This is a genomic window from Citrobacter sp. RHB35-C21 (assembly GCF_013816515.1).
In the GTDB taxonomy this organism is placed as follows: Bacteria; Pseudomonadota; Gammaproteobacteria; order Enterobacterales; family Enterobacteriaceae; genus Citrobacter; species Citrobacter braakii.
The window spans coordinates 2,251,823-2,268,164 of the sequence record NZ_CP057147.1 but is presented as its reverse complement, the minus strand read 5'-3'; the positions used below and the strand labels follow the sequence as shown (position 1 = coordinate 2,268,164).

Here is a 16,342-nt window from a genome sequence, read left to right as displayed (position 1 = left end):
CCAGAATGTCCCACTGGAATAAACTGGAATAGCCAGAGCTGGCGAGGTGTCCGTAATGATCGCCAGAGGTGGGACATGGGACACAAATCTGAAAGTTGTAGCTAGGAAAACACCGCGGCGCGCAATGCCCGTGCCTTACAAAGGTCGCAGGAAGGACCCATTTTTTTATGGCTTCAATAATGCGCTCCGACTATGATTATTCCGATTCAATACAAGGAGAATGTAATGGGTAACAATATAATCAAAATAACTTTCATGGCCGCAGTACTGGCATCACCAATTGTGCATGCCCAGTGGGTCACCAACACTGAAGATGACCTTTTCTCTGGTGGTAAAAAAGCAATGATGATTGGCGAAGTATCATCAGCTAACGGTGCTATTATTTTTGACTGCACTAAAGACAAACTCACAGCTGCATACGTTGAGATGGATAAGACCAGTGAATCAACTGCAAATATCCCTATGGATCTTATAATGAAGGTTGATGGGAATGGAGCAGTTAAATTCAATGCCACGCTTTCCAGAAGAAATGTACAAAGTATTGAAATTGCGACTGATGATGCCGAACAACTAAAAACTGTTCTCAAGCAACTTAAGGAAGCCAAGTCCAAAGCCCTGATTGGAGCGCAGACAAAAGATGGTGGAAACCAGATGTCCTTCACTGCCAATATTTCAGGCTCAACCACTGCTGTAAACAGTTTTGTTAAAGCCTGTGAAATAACTCTGTAGCTTTTCCAGTCAACTGGGGAAGAAATTTCCCCTTTCATTTTGCTGTTCTGAGTGCATCCGCTATCGCCTGGTTTAAAGCTGACGGTAGCAGCGCATTCGCCATGGTGTTAGCGCGGTCCATATAGCCCAGCGAGGGTTGAACCGGAAGCGCATCACCAAACCGAATGAGGAGTTTTGGTGCCCGCTGTTTTACTTTATCCCGACGCGTACCATTCGGAGAGCGTTTTGCTCTCTTCTTACCTTTTTTTGTTTTTAATTTTCTTCGCTGCCAGACAGCATTAACGCCACCTACATCACCAATAAAGGTATTTGGCTTTGCTTTGAGTTGTGAGAGCTTGTTACGTGGCAGGTTGCCGTATTTATTCAACTTGATATTTTTCGGGTTGAGCAACGAGCTACCACTGAGTTTATGTTCACCACCAAACTCGAATGGTTCCAGATAACCAGCAGCGGTATCACGGACAAAAACCTTTGCAGTCAGATTGTTCTTTCTTGCCGCCACCGAACCAACTGATTTAACGGTAAACGGCGTGGGGCTCTCCAGATGCCGTTCGAATGCCGTTTTCTGAGCCACCTCAATCTGGCGTACAACTTTTGTCATCGCTTGAGCAGTGGCGAACGGTATCTGTTTCTGAACTTGTTTCAGCTGTTGAGACAAGTCTTTAAGAGTTGGCATTCGTGAATCCTTACCTAGGGCATTATCGCAGACATTCAGTGAATGCCTGCTGTAATGCCTTACTCTTCAACCGCCGCACCTTCCGGCAACTCAACACAACCAAAGACAGGCATACCCGGCGAACGGTCATCTTCCACCGCTACCAGTTGCGATTCGGAATACCAGCGCTCAGTCGCACATTTATTGGCGGCCTGGTAGTAAATAAAGTACTGGTTCTCACCCTTCACATGCTGGGAGCGGGCCTGTACCTCTCCGAACTCATCACTAATGCGCAAGTTCACTAGTTGCCCAAGACAGAATTTAAAGTCTTTTGCTACAGGAAAGATTGCAGCGCCGTTTTGTTCTTTTTCCATTATTCCCTCTCTTATTGTTAAAGAACCCCGCTATTGCGAGGCTCTTACGTTCTCTATTTCCCGTATTCCGGAAAAATTGCCATTACCCTTTTCTATCGTTGCCAGCAAAGGTTCAATCCAGAGGACGGCCTGGCAATACGTCATTGAGCTGGCGGCAGCGGTACTATCATCGGTTGCGTTAGTTTTCCCGGTATCGGGGTGCATTGCGCTGGCACGTAAACGGTACGCGTATTTGAGCAGCCCACCAGCGACATCAGCAGGAACAGGCAGATCACAGGTCTTTTCACGTCGGAGAATCTCCCGGTATTCGATGACAGTCTTTTCGGTACCTGCATCGATCAACGAATTAAGGCGGCTGGCATTCTCAGCCACCTGATTGAAGCGGTTGAAGTTGAAAGCCTGCACCGCGATAACCCGTCCCTGTAGCGCGTTATCATGCTCCAGAACTCGCTTATCGCTTTGCGCTGTGCTCAGGTCAGCCTGGCTGTTTGCCAGCAGAACACCGAGAATAGCGACAGCGCCAACGACAATAACCACCGCGATAATTACCAGCCACCAGCGCCATGACGTTTTCAGTGATGCTAGTAGAGCTTCAATCATGATTCTTTCACCGAACTGGTGCCATTCATCAACGGTAACATGCGGCTATCCCTCGGCTCGTTAACCGGCCAACGATAACCCGTCACGCGGGAACGTGAGAATGCACGAATATTGATAGCGTCGGACTGATTACCACCGAGGACCATCAGGTCACCATTCTGGTGCTGCCCGACCACAAATCCGACATGGCCGCCGCCGTCGCGACTGAATACCACCACACATCCATAGGCTGGCTCGCGAAGTTCGACGCCCCAGTTGAGATAGGATTTTGCAGACTCGAAACGGGTGGATTTGATTCCGACGCGCTCAAGCATCGACCCGACGTAAGCGGCACACCAGGGCGTTTCATCATCTTTAATTCCACCTCGTTTAATGTCCTTCCAGAACTGGAGGATTAACGGATTGTGTCGCGGGCCTTTAATTTCCATCTGCCCCATGTATTTACGGGCTTCCACCAGCCAGCGCGGTTCATTGCTGATTGTCATCGTTCACCCCTGCCCTTTTTCTGAGTGCGCTGATAGCGATCTCGCGCAGTTTGTCCACGCCAACGAATCCAATCACACCGCCAACAAACGGTGATATCGATACCGGGAGTCCGACCACATCAAGCGCACTGGTGATACATAAAGAAAGAGCGCCACAAAGGACGCCCTCAAGCCATTTATTCTTACGGGTGGCACCGTCATATATCAGGCGACCGTAGGCAATGAGGCCAGCAAACAACGCCCCCGATATCTGGGGCCAGGAGTTTTTCAGGCCGTTCAGTACCTCTGCCCAGAAGTCAGGAGTTTTTTCGTTCATTTTCATAGTCTCTCACCTCCGATAGTACGGATGGCGCTGTGTGTGATGAAAGGGTCAGGCCCTCGGGCTGGATTTAACAACGAAGCATGTCGATGATGATTCCCGTGAGCCTGAAATAGAAAAGGCCACGCAAATGCGCAGCCTGTAACCAGAAATCAATATTGTCTTTACATCAATTTTTCTTAAGGTTAAATTCTTCTGACAAGTTGATGAAAGACAACTTGAATATTAGCTATTTGTTCTCTGTTATGCCCGCAACCCAATGCGGGCTTTTTTTCGCCCTGCTAAAAGTTCCACCGTTGTGAGCCTTTTTGCTATGCAATAATGGATGCGTGGTGCCGGGTGTCTCCCGGTGATCCTTTGGCTGACAACCCATGCCTCACGAACATTTCACAACGGGATATAGAAAAGGCCATGCATTTGCATAGCCCTGAAAGATGTTTATGCTTTATTAATTCGCTGGAATATCTGGCATGGCGCGATCCATAGAAGAGCTAATTAACGCCTTAATAGCGTTGCATACCTGATAAAATCCACCCAGCTGAGATGAGACAGAAAAACGGGAGACGTCGTCTCCTGAGCCTACTTCAGCATAAAATGATGAGTTCTCATACCAGAGTGAGATGCTTACGCCCTGCCTGTAGCCACCTGTTAGCGGAGAATCATCAAGAGTGGTTGCAATCACGAAATTCAAGTGGTAACGGCTGTCCATATTGAGTTGGGGGATTAAGACAGGAAAGAACTTCCCCTCCTCCTCCCAAATACCAATGTCCACATAAGGCCATCTTGTTCCGTCAGAACCAGTCCACTCACGAGATGTAAGATCAAGAGAACCTGAATACTCTCGTAGTAGTTCGCTCGCCTTCTCCTGAAGTTTATCCTGTAACTTCCATTGCGCCTCGACCAGTTTAGTGCGTTTTTCTTTCAGATCCTTAAATGTTAATTCCATGCCACTCTCCAGACAACTTTTGAAAGGAATCTGCATAGTAACTCACCCTGAAAGCACATGGTTATATTTCACTTACACTGAGTGCGAAAAGCAAAAACCCCGCCGACTGGCAGGGTTCCGATGATTAGGCTGTGTGTCGAAGTGACGCTCATTACGCTGCTAAACTGTGCTGTTCTTCAATCAGCGGCTGGCGATGATTGCGATCAAATACACCCTTTAGCGCCTCTTTGCGCTGCTCAAAGTCCCAGCCCATGCCAATGAAAACTGTATTGGCCCGCTGCAACTCAGTTACGCAGTGGATCTGCTCCGGCGTCAGGTAGTCACGGATGTTCTCTTTTTTGTCGAGGTCGTGGTAAACACGAAATTTTGCCGCCGTCATACGCAATCCGCAGTACAGCCATCGCTACCGATAAAAGAACTGCGCCCATTGGCGTATCACCGCGCCACCAGCTATGAAGTAACTCAATTAACTCCGTCCAGGAGTGAGGGTCGTTGTGCATTTTCATGGTCTCTCACCTCCGATAGTTCGGATGGCGCTGTGTGATGAAAGGAGGATCAGGCTTCACGGGCTGGATTTATCAACAATGCGTATCGAGGATGATTCCCGTGAGCCTGAATCAGAACGGGCTCTGCGCAAGCGCCTGTCGGATTGGGTTATGAGCCGCCCGTCAGTGAGCCCTGAATATGAAAAAGGCCACCAGAAGGCAGCCTTAATAAATGTGGTGTACCTATTTATTAATCAGATAGTTAAGACTCAAGATCAATTAAATAGCTATTCCCTTTAGACGTAATTCTATTCACTATCAAGCTGTCGTCACAATCAGACGTACTCTGCACAGCATTTACCAGACCCAACTCAGCGAGATCAGAAATAGCAAAATTCACCGCTTCCGCTGGAATGTGAGGAAGATCAGAAGATTGAATTGTTTCACGTGGTCCAAGAGCGCTTGCGCGACTCAGAATTTCGATATGAACAGATGTTAATTTCATTATGCCGCCTTTGTGTTGTCGTTTTGCTTGCGGCTATTGTAACACATTGATTTTGACGTAGATTGAATGGCCTAGTGCAGAAAAAAACCCGCTCGGTGGCGGGTTTCTTAACTCTGAACATACAATGCCCATCGTTAATGTCAAATATACACAAAAACGGCAACATTGCAAACATCATGACGTTAAATTACGCGATATTTATCACATCTTCACTTTTAGTCACCCGGTTCAGTTGAGAGCTTGAATAGCTCTCCTCCTGGAAACATTTGGTCACCAGGCTTTCATAAAATGGTTTCCAGCTATAACGCCACGTTCGATCAGGCAGACTCGGCAACTCAGAAAAAACACCTCGATAGGCAACCGATGATTTTGGCCTGCTGTATCCCCGCCCTTCGCAGCGCTTACATTCTTTGTAAACCGGTACGCCCTGCAGTTCTGTCGCTTTACGGTCAACCGTCTTGCCAGTTCCGCCACACTGGCATCGCTTACTTAACTTTCCGGTACCATGGCATCGCGAACATAAATTTTGCTCGGAGTCAGTTACTTCTCGCTTTACCTCAAAGTCAGATGGTGACTGTCTCAGGTCTTTTGCCCATTGTGGCAATCGCATTGTGTAATAGCTTTTAGTCACGGTTTTAGTGGTTGTAAGCAACCCTTTACCACTACATTTTGGGCATGCCACACAATCAGCTGCTGATGAGGAATAATCGTTATAGGCAAACCGGGCAAGGATACGCATGCAGAGGGGAAACTTTTTCCCTGATGCTTTACGAATTGCCATGGGCGCATGCTCTTTCGCGTACTCCGTTAGCCAGGCAATTGATGCCTCCCTGTCCTGACTGCTAATACCAGCTTTACCCAGGAACATAGCCAGCCCGATGCCTGCATCAGCCTGAGTCATCCCCAGTGCAGCCATTACATCAGTCACAGTAAGTTGTTCACTTGCTGTCGCTCTGCTGGTATCTGAGATGTGCATGCCTTTAGGCGCAAAAAACTTTAAAATATTGTCCAGATTCATACGGTCTCCATACTTCTTAAGCTTTCGCAATTACGCCGATCGCCAGCGCCCGATCCATAAAACGCAGTAGCAGCTCAAGCTGCGTACCATGCTTCTGCTCGAATGCCGGTACATCGGCGTGCAGCTCATCGTGGCACTCTCTGCACAGAGGGATCACGAAGAGGTCATGGGCTTTTGTTGCTGTACCACCCATACCGTGCCCTACGATATGGTGCGGATCATCTGCTGGCCTCCGGCAACACTCACAGGGTTGTGTTTTAACCCAGCGGGTATACGTCTCATTTATCCAGCGGCGACGTTTTGGCCTGAGCATAAAAGACTCTGGCGACTCCGGATCAACAGAGAGCGTGAGGATCTTCTTCGCCTTCTCCTGCACGAGTCTGGTTGCTGACGAGGAAGGCACTATGTCGCTTTCCCTCATGACAGAACGGATCTTCTCATCCGGAAGGCGTAGCCCCTTGTGCGCAACGCTTTCCGGAATAACATCAGCCAGGTCGTTTCTGACCATCCACCAGCACAGTTCCGGAAGCGTCAGGATATGCGACTCGGGAAAACCAGAATCACGCCGAATGACTTCCAGAATCCAGGATACCAGGTTTCCTGCCGCTATACCTGCAAGCTGTTCGGTATGCTGCCCCGACAAAGTGTGATCGCAATGCCAGCACAGGCGAATGCTTCCTGGTGGGTGCCGCATTGTTGTGAAGTTCTTGTCGTGCCATGATGAATGTGGCCACTGGCATTCAAACCGGGTACTCAACCATTGCTCAAGGGAAGGAAGCCCACCGGCACGCTGAATAACCCGCTCATTCCCGAAGACCTGCCGCATTACCGGATCATCAGCCAGCGGCTGAATGGCTGCCGGAACAGCCCCAGTACTGAATGACGACATTTCTTCTGGTTCAGGCTCGAGCAGAACGCGACCACGCATGAAGAGGTGCATCAGTTCCGCACCAGGACGGAACAGCACAATCCCCATACGATGGGCGATCTCGGGGGTAAGCAGAGCTCTCACGCGACCTGCCCCCTGGCAATGTGTTCTGCCCACAGTCCACCAATCCAGCGCACGCCTTTCGGCGTGAAACGTGCCTGGCTGAATGCATGGTTTGAGGTTACGGATGTGCCGGTTTTCACTTCAAAACGGCCCGCATCAATATGCTGATGCCGTGGGGTCATCGTTCCGCCAAGGCGATACATGATGTCGTTCTCAAGGAGGAATAACCGCAGATCAGGCTCTTTGGCCTTAAGCAGTTTTGCCACCTGGCGGAATGACATTGACCCACTGGCTGTACAGTACCGATCAACAAACTCTACCTTCGGCGCCGCGGCAGCCAGTTCGTTAGTCAACTGCTGTTTTTGTTCTGCAAGGTCAGCTGCAAGACGTAGGGCTTCAGAGAATGATTGAGGAATCGTCTGCTGCTGTGCCTGCTCAAGCTCCTGCCAGCGATCAACCAGACACGCGGTAAACTCCGGCGACAGCTGCGCGACAACGATATAACTGTCCCGCTTCCCTATCAGATAAACCGATACCGACTGATTGAGATGATTTCTAACTTCCCCCATTGGGGGGAGTTCAATAACACCGCGCTCTGCCAGGCGCTCAATGGACCGTTTAACATGGTCATGTCTTGATTCCACCAGCTCAGCAATATCGCTGCTGGACATGGTTAACGCTGTTGTTGCTAACTGGCTCATACTTTTCTCCATATCAGGCGGCTGCACCCGCCGGTTCATATCTGCTGATTGTTATCTCTACCCGACCTTTCGGCACAACGGGTCCCCATTCCACCAGCATGCGCTTAATCTGGCTGTCGTCTTCCCAGACACCCGCATGCGTCAGCGCGTCAAACAGGGCTTTGTTGTAATTATCGATATCCCGGCGGCGCGCATCCGGCGGGTACAGAGTGATTTCTACCGCTGCCAGTTCAGTCGATGGCTTCGGGAGACGTCGTAATTGCTCAATGATCGCCACGCAGGCAGCGCTCTGGTATTTACGGCCATCAGCGCTAATGAGGTGACGACCGGCCAGCGGCCCCTTGTTAGGGGCGCGCCAGTAGGTGTTCACGCTCGGAGGGAACGGGAGCACAAGTTTCATGCCACCTCCTGCTGTTGCACGTCACACAGTTCCGGAAGATTTGCCTCCACCAGCGCCCTGGCGAATGGTGGTGGTACCGCATTACCGCAGCGGGCTACCTGCTTATCTTTTGCATATCGATTTCCACGGTAGTCCTGATCAATAACGTATCCATCCGGGAAGCCCTGCGCTTTGTAGAGTTCATGCGGCTGCAACATGCGCATTCCGATATCAACGATCTGGTATTTAACCCCATCGATCGTTACCAGCCATTCATCGTCACTTTCCCCGCAATACGTCTCGAGAAATGTGCGTACCTCACCCACGTGTTGGCCACCAGCGGTGATTGTTGGCATGGGCACATCAAGGCGTTGCCCGTCGCGGCATGTTCCACGCAGTTTCACCAGATGAGAGGCAACTACTGCATGATGGTCGACAGTGGTCACTGAGTGCGCGGGTTCATCCATACTGACACCAGGCCCCGTATAGTTACCGCCGTAGTGTTTCGCCAGGAACGCGCTCACCGTCGCAAATTTATTTCCGCCTGCAGTAACGGTCCCCAGCGGGTTATCCAGCCGCAGCACACGCGGTTCTTGTCCAGGTCGTTCGCCATAACCCATCTGGATCAGCGTAGGCGTCACCAGTTGTGATTTGCCACCACCGCCCGCTGTGATAGTCGCGCTTGGCTCGTCGGCCCGGTGGCCGACGCTGGCACCGAACTGCCGGGCGATAACCGGCGCAACCAGACAGGCGCGGGATTGCTTCAGAATGGTATGAGCAGGTTTATCCAGCGGGCGCTGTTTAGCTTGGTATTCACTGCCGCCGTTGCCAGCCAGGAACGGGGTCAGCGCGGCTTCTACCAAACCAAGAGCATGCCCATTCCCGCCAGGGCGTTTTGATGTGCCAGCGGTAACCGTCGGTACCGGTTCGGTAACGGGCTGGCCGGTTGCACCAGTGCGAAACTTTGTCAGGTGCGGTACGGCTAACGCGTAACCGTGGGTTTTAGTAATGGTTTGCAAAGGCTCGCCCAGCGCCTGACCACGGAAACAGTCGTAACTCGTTTTGGTGCTGGTGTGATTGCATTTCACAATGAACGGCGACGCACTGTCGATAACAAAGCGCTGTATGCCGCGCGCGATCCGCTTCAGGGTATTTTCTGCCAGCGGCTTTTTGCGCCCGAATATCGATGGGGCCGGAACATTCCAGTCGATACATTCCGCTGCGGTACGCCATGGCATCAGCCTGCCGCTCTGCACCTCCAGAGACTTAGGATCCCCATGGGTAACAGCAGGCCACTGAATTGGGCAACCATCGCAGCGCATAACCATAAAGAAGCGTTTGCGGATCGTCGGCGTACCGTAATCACACGCGCGCAGTTCGCGATAATCGACATCATATCCAAGCCCATCCACCAGCTGTTGCGCCTGCTCGCTACCTCTTTCAATAGACAGAAACTCACAAACCTCTGACAGTGCCGGGTGATCAGCAGGAATGCCAGTGGACAGCATGCCGACAAATGCATTGAATGTTTCGCCAGTACGGGCAGGATCCGGACGCATTTCATCGGCCAGCAGCGGTCCCCACGTTTTGAACTCTTCCACATTCTCCAGCATCATCACACGCGGTCGCTTTGCCAGTGCCCAACGCAGAACAATCCAGGCCAGACCGCGTATCTCTTTTTTCACAGGCTTTGCGCCTTTGGCCTTTGAGAAGTGTCGGCAGTCCGGGCTAAACCATGCCAGCCCAACAGGATTACCGCCGGTGGCGGCTAACGGATCCACGTCAAATACGGATTCACAGTAATGCAGTGTGTCAGGGTGGTTCGTCTTGTGCATCGCAATGGCGTTTTCGTCGTGGTTGATTGCAATATCCACGCTGCGCCCGATCGCCAGCTCAATACCCGTCGATGCGCCACCGCCACCAGCAAAGTTATCAACGATAATCTCACGCATGGGTTACCCCCTGCATGCTGCCGACAAGACCACGCGCAATTGTGATAATTTCGCTGGTTGCCGTTCGTTCCAGCCAGAGTTGATTGATGTTGGCTTTCAGCTTGTTCTGCTGAACCTCGCTTAATACATCAACGCCTTCCACCTGGTTAAACACCAGACCAACCTCGAGAGGCCAGATTCGTGACTCAGTTTCCGATGGTATTACTGGTTCCTTGGCTGCCTGCATTGCAATTGTTTGCTCTTTACCAACGGCGAATTGAGCCAAAGCCATAAACGCCCGCCCTTTTGCCTCCAGTTCTGTACGGTTGATATAGCTGAACCGCTCACCACGCCATGACTTATCGAATACAGCTATGGCACCGGCAAAAAACGCGCTGGTGGGCTTCTGTTTTTCGTCAGCAGGTACAAACCACACTGGCAGATCGAACCCAATGCGCCCGCGAATGAATACGATGTGATCGGCATCTTCCGGCCACCACGTTTCACTCGGCGCGGCTTTTATCAGGAATACATAGCGACCGCCCTTCTCGCGCTGGGCTGCTGCGTAGTTCATGATGTGCGTCATGCCGGTGATCGCCTGCTTCTCGTGGTACTGCGAACGGCTATACGGAGGGTTGCCATAACCAGCGCCGCCCAGTTCTGCCAGACGTTCAGACCAGTCCTGCGTCAGCGCGTTATCTTCGGCGGTGTACCATGCCGGGCACTTCGCGTTGTCGTCGTCAGCAAACAAGTCCAGAACTAATGGACCAAATAGCGCGTTGATACCCCAGAAAAGCAGATCCGGTGTCCGCCACTGATCGCCAACTTCTTTCAATTCGTGGGCTGGTTGGCTACGTAGTGCCGCCAACGCCTTGCAATATTTGTTTAACGTCATCCTCTGAACCCCTCTGGAATTTTGGTATCGACCGGGCCGAATTTCATTGGGTCATGCTTTCGTGCCCTTCCCCAATCCTTACGTTCTGGACGCCCAGCAGAATCCCAGCGAGTTGCAGACTGGAGGTAGCCAGGGAAATTTGACGGGATAAACAGCGTTGTTGGGCGGAGATATTCAGCCATCTTGATATCAGCCCCCCATTTTTCTTTGCTGTAGTCGATGACCATCACCATCTCTTCAGGGGTAAAACCTTCTCGCAGCCTGGCGCGGATATGCTCAAGCGAGGTTTTGCATACCTGGAATCTTGATCCGGTGGTCTGGTTCAAATGGGTTAAAACCTTTTTTGCCTGGTCGGTAATCACAACTTCAGGGTCGGGTTGCTGCGCAACCGGACAAGAAGTTTTTTTATCCTGTGTACTCTCCTGAGTATTCTCTGTGTAATCTCCTGTATGAAAGTTTGTGGGATCCCCGCAGGCTTGTTCGTTGGGTTGTCCCATACTTGTTTGCGGGGTTTCCACATTCTTGTTTGCGGAATCACCGCAATCTAGTTTGCGGGATTGCACCAATCCAGATTGCGGCATTTCCACATTCTGGATGTTCCGCAATCTGGTTTTATCCTGGCTGGCTTTCTTCACTGGCTTTCCGGTCTCCAACAGCAGAGCTTCAAGCCGTTCAGTGTTGATGCGATAATGCATTGTGGCAGGTACGCCACGACGGTCCTCTTCCAGCACACCAAGAGAAACAAGACGCTTACGCGCAGTTTCCTGCTCGTCGCGGGTCAGCGCCGTCTCTAACGAGATATCAGCCTGGGTTTTATACATCCAGCCGCCATCCATTCGGTTATGCCAATATACCAACTGAGAAAGGAACACTGCCGCGACCGGGCCTGACTTCACTTTCCCGGCGCGCAACTTTGCAAATGCCGGGTTGTATGCGATCGGGCGATCAAGAAGCTGAATTAATGCACTCACTTACGCACCTCCTTATGCTTTTCGTTCAGTTCCGAGTCCACAAGCCCAGCCACGAATACACCATCGTTGATGTAGTCGTAGAGTGATGAAGCTAGCGGAGACTGAACAGAAACCAACATCGGATAAAGTTGTTCTAACCAGACGCGGTGAATTTCAGACATGTAGAGGTAAACAACGTGGGCATTGTGCGCTGCGCAGAAATTATCACTTGCCCCGTGAAGCGCATTTTCCATCCTGTTGAAGGCTGTGATGTATGCCTCTTTGAACTGTGCTGCTCGCTTACCAGTGAAGCCCATAGCGAGGAACGCGAAGCCATCGCGGGTGATTTGATAGCAGGGAAGTTTGCGGCCTGTAGCGTCGGTGTATTCACTCACCGCAAAATTGCGGGCAGTGAATTCTAGCGAACACTCCAGAGCGCGGATTTTTTTCAGTACGTCATCGTGACGCTTAGTGAAGAAGTCGGCAATAGCCAGAGAGGAGGTAACGGCCTGACCGTTAATTACGGAAATTTCAGGTTGAACGAGGGTTGGGATCGTAGCCATGATGGCTGCCTCTTTAGTCAGTTTTAACAACTCACCACAAGAGACGCCAATCTCATTGGTGGTGAGACGTGCAGGGTTGGCGTAACCGGTGACTAAAGAAGCCGGCGCATCTTTCGATGCCCCTGCACGCCCCACCATAATCAGGGTGTAGCAATGCATTTCGCACAAAAAAACCGCCAGAGCGCGGTTGTGCTCTTTAATCAATTCCAGGACGCCAATCCCGGCAACGGATTTTGCCGCTGCCGAGACAGTGTATACCTGGAATAAAGCATGATCAATAATGAGGTTGGGATGAGCGTTAACCGCTACAAAAAAATAAGGAGATACAACGTGATCTACCAACTTTTGGCTAACAGCAGCAGCGGTGATGGTTTTTACGATGTAACCATCAGCGATCAGAGCGGTAACCTCGAAATAGAATGCACTTGCATTGCTGGTGAAATGGGCACGATGTGCAAGCACCGTATTGCCGTTATTACCGGAAAATATGGAAAAATCATCGATGTTGATGATCCAGAAAACGCCGATGCTAAACTGGCAACCGGACTGATTGCTCAATATGGAGTTGCGGATCAATACATTGCTCTCGCCAAAGAACTCGAAGACCTGAAAAAGAGGTTCAAAATTGAAGAAAAGGCTATCAAATTGAGGATTAATGCCCTGGCAGGATAAATTCTCAGTTAAGTTTTTTTTCATTGGGTTAGCTCTCATCCTCTATCTCCCTGAACTTTTGCCTGAACTGCTCAAGCGGCCTGAAACATTCGTGTGGATAGCCATCTCGCAGGTAGATAACGCGCTGTGTTTCTGGCTCCCAGCGGATAACACGGACTGGCACTCCGCGGTGATCTTTGAACCTTCGGTTAAGTTCGCGCACAGGCGTTTTGCCCTCCGATAGTAGACCCCCACAATTACGGCAGCCTGGCTGTGGTTACATGACACCCAGCGATTTGATACTTTGCATTCATACCGAAACAGCGGAAGACCAGGAACCGGGATCATTCGCAGTTGCGGTAAGTGAGGATTTACGATTAAATTGCTCATGCGGATTATTTCTCCATACTCGAAGAGTTGTTCGCCAAGGCGCCCGGAGCTGCACACTCGCGGGCGTCACTCTTTTCTGGAAGGCAATAGACTCGTGAAATCAGGTTCAGAAACGTCATAAGCGTTACCCGGAACTGGTAGGCGATTTCGTTCAGACTGTCCCACTCCCCTTTATCAACCACACCATCATCGATGTATCGACGATATGCGTTAACCAGGTCACCAAGCCTGCCCACCAGCTCAGCCAGTTTTAAGCCAATCTCTTCGTTCTCTGTTTCTGGTGCCGCACCCGGGATATGGATCCCGTTATCTGTTTGGCGAGAAAACGCATCAGCTATGTAGCTAACACCGGCGGCTTTCTGTAATACCATCGCCCATCCCATAGGGAAGATCTGATCTCCGTCGACACGAAGGCGGTTAAACAATGCGTTCTCTGTCACGCCCAACCATTCCGCTGCCTCGGCATAACCACCGGGTAGATCGGTGATCGTTTTTTTTATCGCCGCCACCAGCCATGCTGGCTGACGTTCGACTTTCCAAATAGGTTCGTTACCCACGGTTAACCCCTTATTCCTGTGGTTTTATGTCTGTACTCGCGCCTGTACAGTTCGAATAGCGATGTGGGTAAAGAATTTCTAGCTCATTGATTTTTCCCGAGAAGAAACGGACTAGACGTTCAGCAATATCTAGGGAAGCAATTTGCTGCCCTCGCTCTATCCGACTTAGATTTCCCGGGTCGATATCAACCCCTTTTGCTACACAGGAAAGAGTCATACCTTGCGATTTACGCAAGATTCGTAACGGTGATTGCATATATCCTCCTTTAATTGCGTAATACGCATATTAATTGGAACGTACGACTTGCGCAAGTTGCTTTGCACATCACGCAAAAAAAACATGTAATAGACGCATGAACATAGGAAACCGCATAAGAGAACTTCGCACAGCGAAGGGTCTAAAAATCGCTGATCTTGCTGAAGCCGTTGGTGTCGACGGAGCTAACATCTCGCGCGTAGAAACCGGCAAACAGAAGTCATTTACTGAACAATCACTTAGCAAATATGCTCAAGCTTTAGGCGTTAGCGTTGCTGATCTATTTACTCCAGGCGGAAATAAAACTACTGTATGTGAATACAGTGGTAGTAACCCACATTCTGGAGATGGATCTGTGTTTAGAGTGGAGATTCTTGATGTAAGTGCCAGCGCTGGTGGTGGCTTTATTCAAGGCAGCGATATTATTGATGTCATCAGGTCAATCGAATACAACAATGAACGTGCGCTAGCGATGTTCGGCGGAAGAACGGCAGATCAAGTAAAAGTAATCAACGTTCGAGGCGACAGTATGGCTGAGACTATCGAACCTGGTGATCTTCTCTTCGTTGATATCTCTATTCATGAATTCGATGGTGATGGAATATATGTATTTGGTTTTGATGATAAAATTTACGTCAAACGATTACAGATGATACCTGATAAGTTGTTGGTGATATCGGATAACCCAAAATATAGAGAATGGTCTGTGGATGAGACAAACGAACACCGTTTTTACATTTTTGGGAAGGTAATGATAAGCCAATCTCAATCATTCAAACGCCACGCCTGACACTACATATCAATGTTGAAACCGCCTTTACGGCGGTTTTTTTTACGCCTCGATATTGCGCAAATCGCAATTTAATACTTGCGTTATTCGCAATTTAATTTTATTGTCTACTCCATAGCGAACAGGCAGGACGCCCACGAAGTAGCCGCCCGGGGCATATGAAGGCCGGGATGATTCGCTAACACATAAATTCTAAAGGGGCTTCAGGATGAAAGAGAACGAACCACATATTTATGCCGGTAGCATGAGCAACGAAGAGCTTTATCAGTGGCTGTGTAAGAAGGTCGAAGCAATGGCGCATCTTCGTCAGTTACATATGGATAAAGCCTCCTGTGTGCGGAGGCTTGAAGAAGTGGATTCAATGATCACTGAAGCTACCCTTGAATCTCAATTAGAAATTTCTCGGACAACTCAGGGTCCCATTCAGCGTCCAAATAATCAGGGAAGTTAACTGGGTAATTTGAGTGAGTAATGCGCGAGAGATATTCACTTGCTGGCTCCGGAAGAGCAGAGAACTGGATTTCATCGTGCAGGGCAAGCAGCGCATCAGTAAGTGTTAAATCTCGAATTACTGACAGCGGCCATTTGTATTTGAGAAGCAACTTGTGGTGAAGAGCCTGTTTTCCGTTAAGTCCATTGAGTTGATTCCCGTACTTTTTACGGTGCTCATAGAGAATGATGTCGAGAGCACAGATTAGCACGGCGCGGTTTGTGACACAGGAAACTTCAGAGCTATCAACATAGCCACTGATTTGGATACCGCGAAGTTGAGCAATATTGCTTTTGATCTGCGTAAAGAGGTGAGCGATTCCATTAATCATTTTGATTCCTTCGGGGCTGTAGGGACTTTGAAGGATACCACCACGCCTGATGTGGTTAAAAGCAGGCCAAAGCAATAACAAGTAACTCCCTGTTCTGGCGGCCCGGTGTTTTCCCGTTTGTCCGGCAACCACCAGCCTTTTTCAGGGAATATCAGCCGGTCATGGTAAGCATCTCGCAGGATTCTTACCGGGACTGGAAGAGTTACCACTTGGAGACGGTCCTTATAAATGTCCTGGACAGTGGCGGTACCAGCACCGATAACAGCGGCAGACGTTCAACTGTGAAAACGGAGAGATGCCAGCTCCCTCGACGGCAGTGACGGCGTGAAGTAGAACGCTGACGGCAGGGAA

Annotated in this window: 21 protein-coding genes and 2 pseudogenes; 2 read left to right on the top strand and 21 right to left on the bottom strand. The window is 50.0% G+C overall.

Features of this window, described 5'->3' with window-relative positions; genetic code table 11:
• Positions 1-225 precede the first annotated feature (225 nt).
• A complete protein-coding gene (locus HVZ39_RS11045; protein WP_137446441.1) occupies positions 226-729 on the top strand; it encodes a hypothetical protein in 504 nt (167 codons plus the stop codon).
• A 34-nt stretch (positions 730-763) separates the two neighbouring features.
• Here HVZ39_RS11045 and HVZ39_RS11040 read toward each other — a convergent pair whose 3' ends face one another.
• From HVZ39_RS11040 to HVZ39_RS10940, 20 genes and pseudogenes are all read right to left on the bottom strand, one after another.
• Positions 764-1,405: a hypothetical protein gene (locus HVZ39_RS11040; RefSeq protein WP_181633596.1), complete on the bottom strand. Its 642-nt coding sequence runs from the start codon at positions 1,403-1,405 to the stop codon at positions 764-766.
• 59 nt (positions 1,406-1,464) lie between these two features.
• On the bottom strand, positions 1,465-1,758 hold the full coding sequence (locus HVZ39_RS11035) for a hypothetical protein (RefSeq protein ID WP_181633595.1): 294 nt from the start codon (positions 1,756-1,758) through the stop codon (positions 1,465-1,467).
• A 30-nt stretch (positions 1,759-1,788) separates the two neighbouring features.
• On the bottom strand, positions 1,789-2,358 hold the full coding sequence (locus tag HVZ39_RS11030) for a hypothetical protein (protein WP_181633594.1): 570 nt from the start codon (positions 2,356-2,358) through the stop codon (positions 1,789-1,791).
• Positions 2,355-2,843 (bottom strand): TIGR02594 family protein, encoded by a 489-nt coding sequence (locus HVZ39_RS11025; RefSeq protein WP_048240885.1) that lies wholly within the window; start codon positions 2,841-2,843, stop codon positions 2,355-2,357. The genes HVZ39_RS11030 and HVZ39_RS11025 overlap by 4 nt, the downstream gene beginning before the upstream one ends.
• Positions 2,827-3,159 carry a phage holin, lambda family gene (locus tag HVZ39_RS11020; protein ID WP_127649219.1) on the bottom strand — a complete coding sequence of 111 codons (333 nt, stop codon included), beginning with the start codon at positions 3,157-3,159 and terminating at the stop codon, positions 2,827-2,829. Before HVZ39_RS11020 ends, HVZ39_RS11025 begins: the two co-directional genes overlap by 17 nt.
• A 451-nt stretch (positions 3,160-3,610) precedes the next feature.
• Complete coding sequence (locus HVZ39_RS11015; RefSeq protein ID WP_000423994.1) at positions 3,611-4,108, bottom strand: hypothetical protein; 498 nt, start codon at positions 4,106-4,108, stop codon at positions 3,611-3,613.
• Between the two features lie 151 nt (positions 4,109-4,259).
• A pseudogene (locus HVZ39_RS11010) lies at positions 4,260-4,487 on the bottom strand (hypothetical protein); the annotation flags it as partial.
• Positions 4,477-4,614 (bottom strand): annotated as a pseudogene (locus HVZ39_RS11005) (phage holin family protein); the annotation flags it as partial. The pseudogenes HVZ39_RS11010 and HVZ39_RS11005, both read right to left, overlap by 11 nt.
• 241 nt (positions 4,615-4,855) lie before the next feature.
• Positions 4,856-5,098 (bottom strand): hypothetical protein, encoded by a 243-nt coding sequence (locus HVZ39_RS11000; protein ID WP_075551253.1) that lies wholly within the window; start codon positions 5,096-5,098, stop codon positions 4,856-4,858.
• A gap of 187 nt (positions 5,099-5,285) precedes the next feature.
• Complete coding sequence (locus HVZ39_RS10995; RefSeq protein WP_181633593.1) at positions 5,286-6,116, bottom strand: antitermination protein; 831 nt, start codon at positions 6,114-6,116, stop codon at positions 5,286-5,288.
• A 16-nt stretch (positions 6,117-6,132) separates the two neighbouring features.
• Positions 6,133-7,128: a DUF968 domain-containing protein gene (locus HVZ39_RS10990; RefSeq protein WP_142710226.1), complete on the bottom strand. Its 996-nt coding sequence runs from the start codon at positions 7,126-7,128 to the stop codon at positions 6,133-6,135.
• On the bottom strand, positions 7,125-7,808 hold the full coding sequence (locus HVZ39_RS10985) for a DNA-binding protein (protein ID WP_181633592.1): 684 nt from the start codon (positions 7,806-7,808) through the stop codon (positions 7,125-7,127). The genes HVZ39_RS10990 and HVZ39_RS10985 overlap by 4 nt, the downstream gene beginning before the upstream one ends.
• Positions 7,809-7,821: 13 nt before the next feature.
• Positions 7,822-8,208: a RusA family crossover junction endodeoxyribonuclease gene (locus tag HVZ39_RS10980; RefSeq protein ID WP_003034741.1), complete on the bottom strand. Its 387-nt coding sequence runs from the start codon at positions 8,206-8,208 to the stop codon at positions 7,822-7,824.
• On the bottom strand, positions 8,205-10,139 hold the full coding sequence (locus tag HVZ39_RS10975) for a DNA cytosine methyltransferase (RefSeq protein WP_181633591.1): 1,935 nt from the start codon (positions 10,137-10,139) through the stop codon (positions 8,205-8,207). Before HVZ39_RS10975 ends, HVZ39_RS10980 begins: the two co-directional genes overlap by 4 nt.
• A complete protein-coding gene (locus HVZ39_RS10970) occupies positions 10,132-11,013 on the bottom strand; it encodes a phage N-6-adenine-methyltransferase (protein WP_181633590.1) in 882 nt (293 codons plus the stop codon). Before HVZ39_RS10970 ends, HVZ39_RS10975 begins: the two co-directional genes overlap by 8 nt.
• Positions 11,010-11,984, bottom strand: coding sequence for a conserved phage C-terminal domain-containing protein (locus HVZ39_RS10965; RefSeq protein WP_072667368.1), 975 nt, complete (start codon positions 11,982-11,984; stop codon positions 11,010-11,012). The genes HVZ39_RS10970 and HVZ39_RS10965 overlap by 4 nt, the downstream gene beginning before the upstream one ends.
• Positions 11,981-13,222: a Rha family phage regulatory protein gene (locus tag HVZ39_RS10960; RefSeq protein ID WP_077896737.1), complete on the bottom strand. Its 1,242-nt coding sequence runs from the start codon at positions 13,220-13,222 to the stop codon at positions 11,981-11,983. Before HVZ39_RS10960 ends, HVZ39_RS10965 begins: the two co-directional genes overlap by 4 nt.
• A 4-nt stretch (positions 13,223-13,226) precedes the next feature.
• The gene (locus HVZ39_RS10950; RefSeq protein WP_072161089.1) at positions 13,227-13,400 is read right to left on the bottom strand and encodes a DUF4222 domain-containing protein; all 174 of its coding nucleotides are present in this window, start codon (positions 13,398-13,400) and stop codon (positions 13,227-13,229) included.
• Between the two features lie 172 nt (positions 13,401-13,572).
• Positions 13,573-14,124: a YmfL family putative regulatory protein gene (locus HVZ39_RS10945; RefSeq protein ID WP_047722332.1), complete on the bottom strand. Its 552-nt coding sequence runs from the start codon at positions 14,122-14,124 to the stop codon at positions 13,573-13,575.
• A 10-nt stretch (positions 14,125-14,134) separates the two neighbouring features.
• Complete coding sequence (locus HVZ39_RS10940; RefSeq protein WP_048221267.1) at positions 14,135-14,380, bottom strand: helix-turn-helix transcriptional regulator; 246 nt, start codon at positions 14,378-14,380, stop codon at positions 14,135-14,137.
• Positions 14,381-14,477: 97 nt separating this feature from the next.
• Here HVZ39_RS10940 and HVZ39_RS10935 point away from each other — a divergent pair, with 97 nt between their 5' ends.
• The gene (locus HVZ39_RS10935) at positions 14,478-15,170 is read left to right on the top strand and encodes a helix-turn-helix transcriptional regulator (RefSeq protein ID WP_061549226.1); all 693 of its coding nucleotides are present in this window, start codon (positions 14,478-14,480) and stop codon (positions 15,168-15,170) included.
• A 374-nt stretch (positions 15,171-15,544) separates the two neighbouring features.
• Here the strand turns inward: HVZ39_RS10935 and HVZ39_RS10930 are convergent, their stop codons facing one another.
• Positions 15,545-15,991: a hypothetical protein gene (locus tag HVZ39_RS10930; protein WP_053069233.1), complete on the bottom strand. Its 447-nt coding sequence runs from the start codon at positions 15,989-15,991 to the stop codon at positions 15,545-15,547.
• Positions 15,992-16,342: the final 351 nt, after the last annotated feature.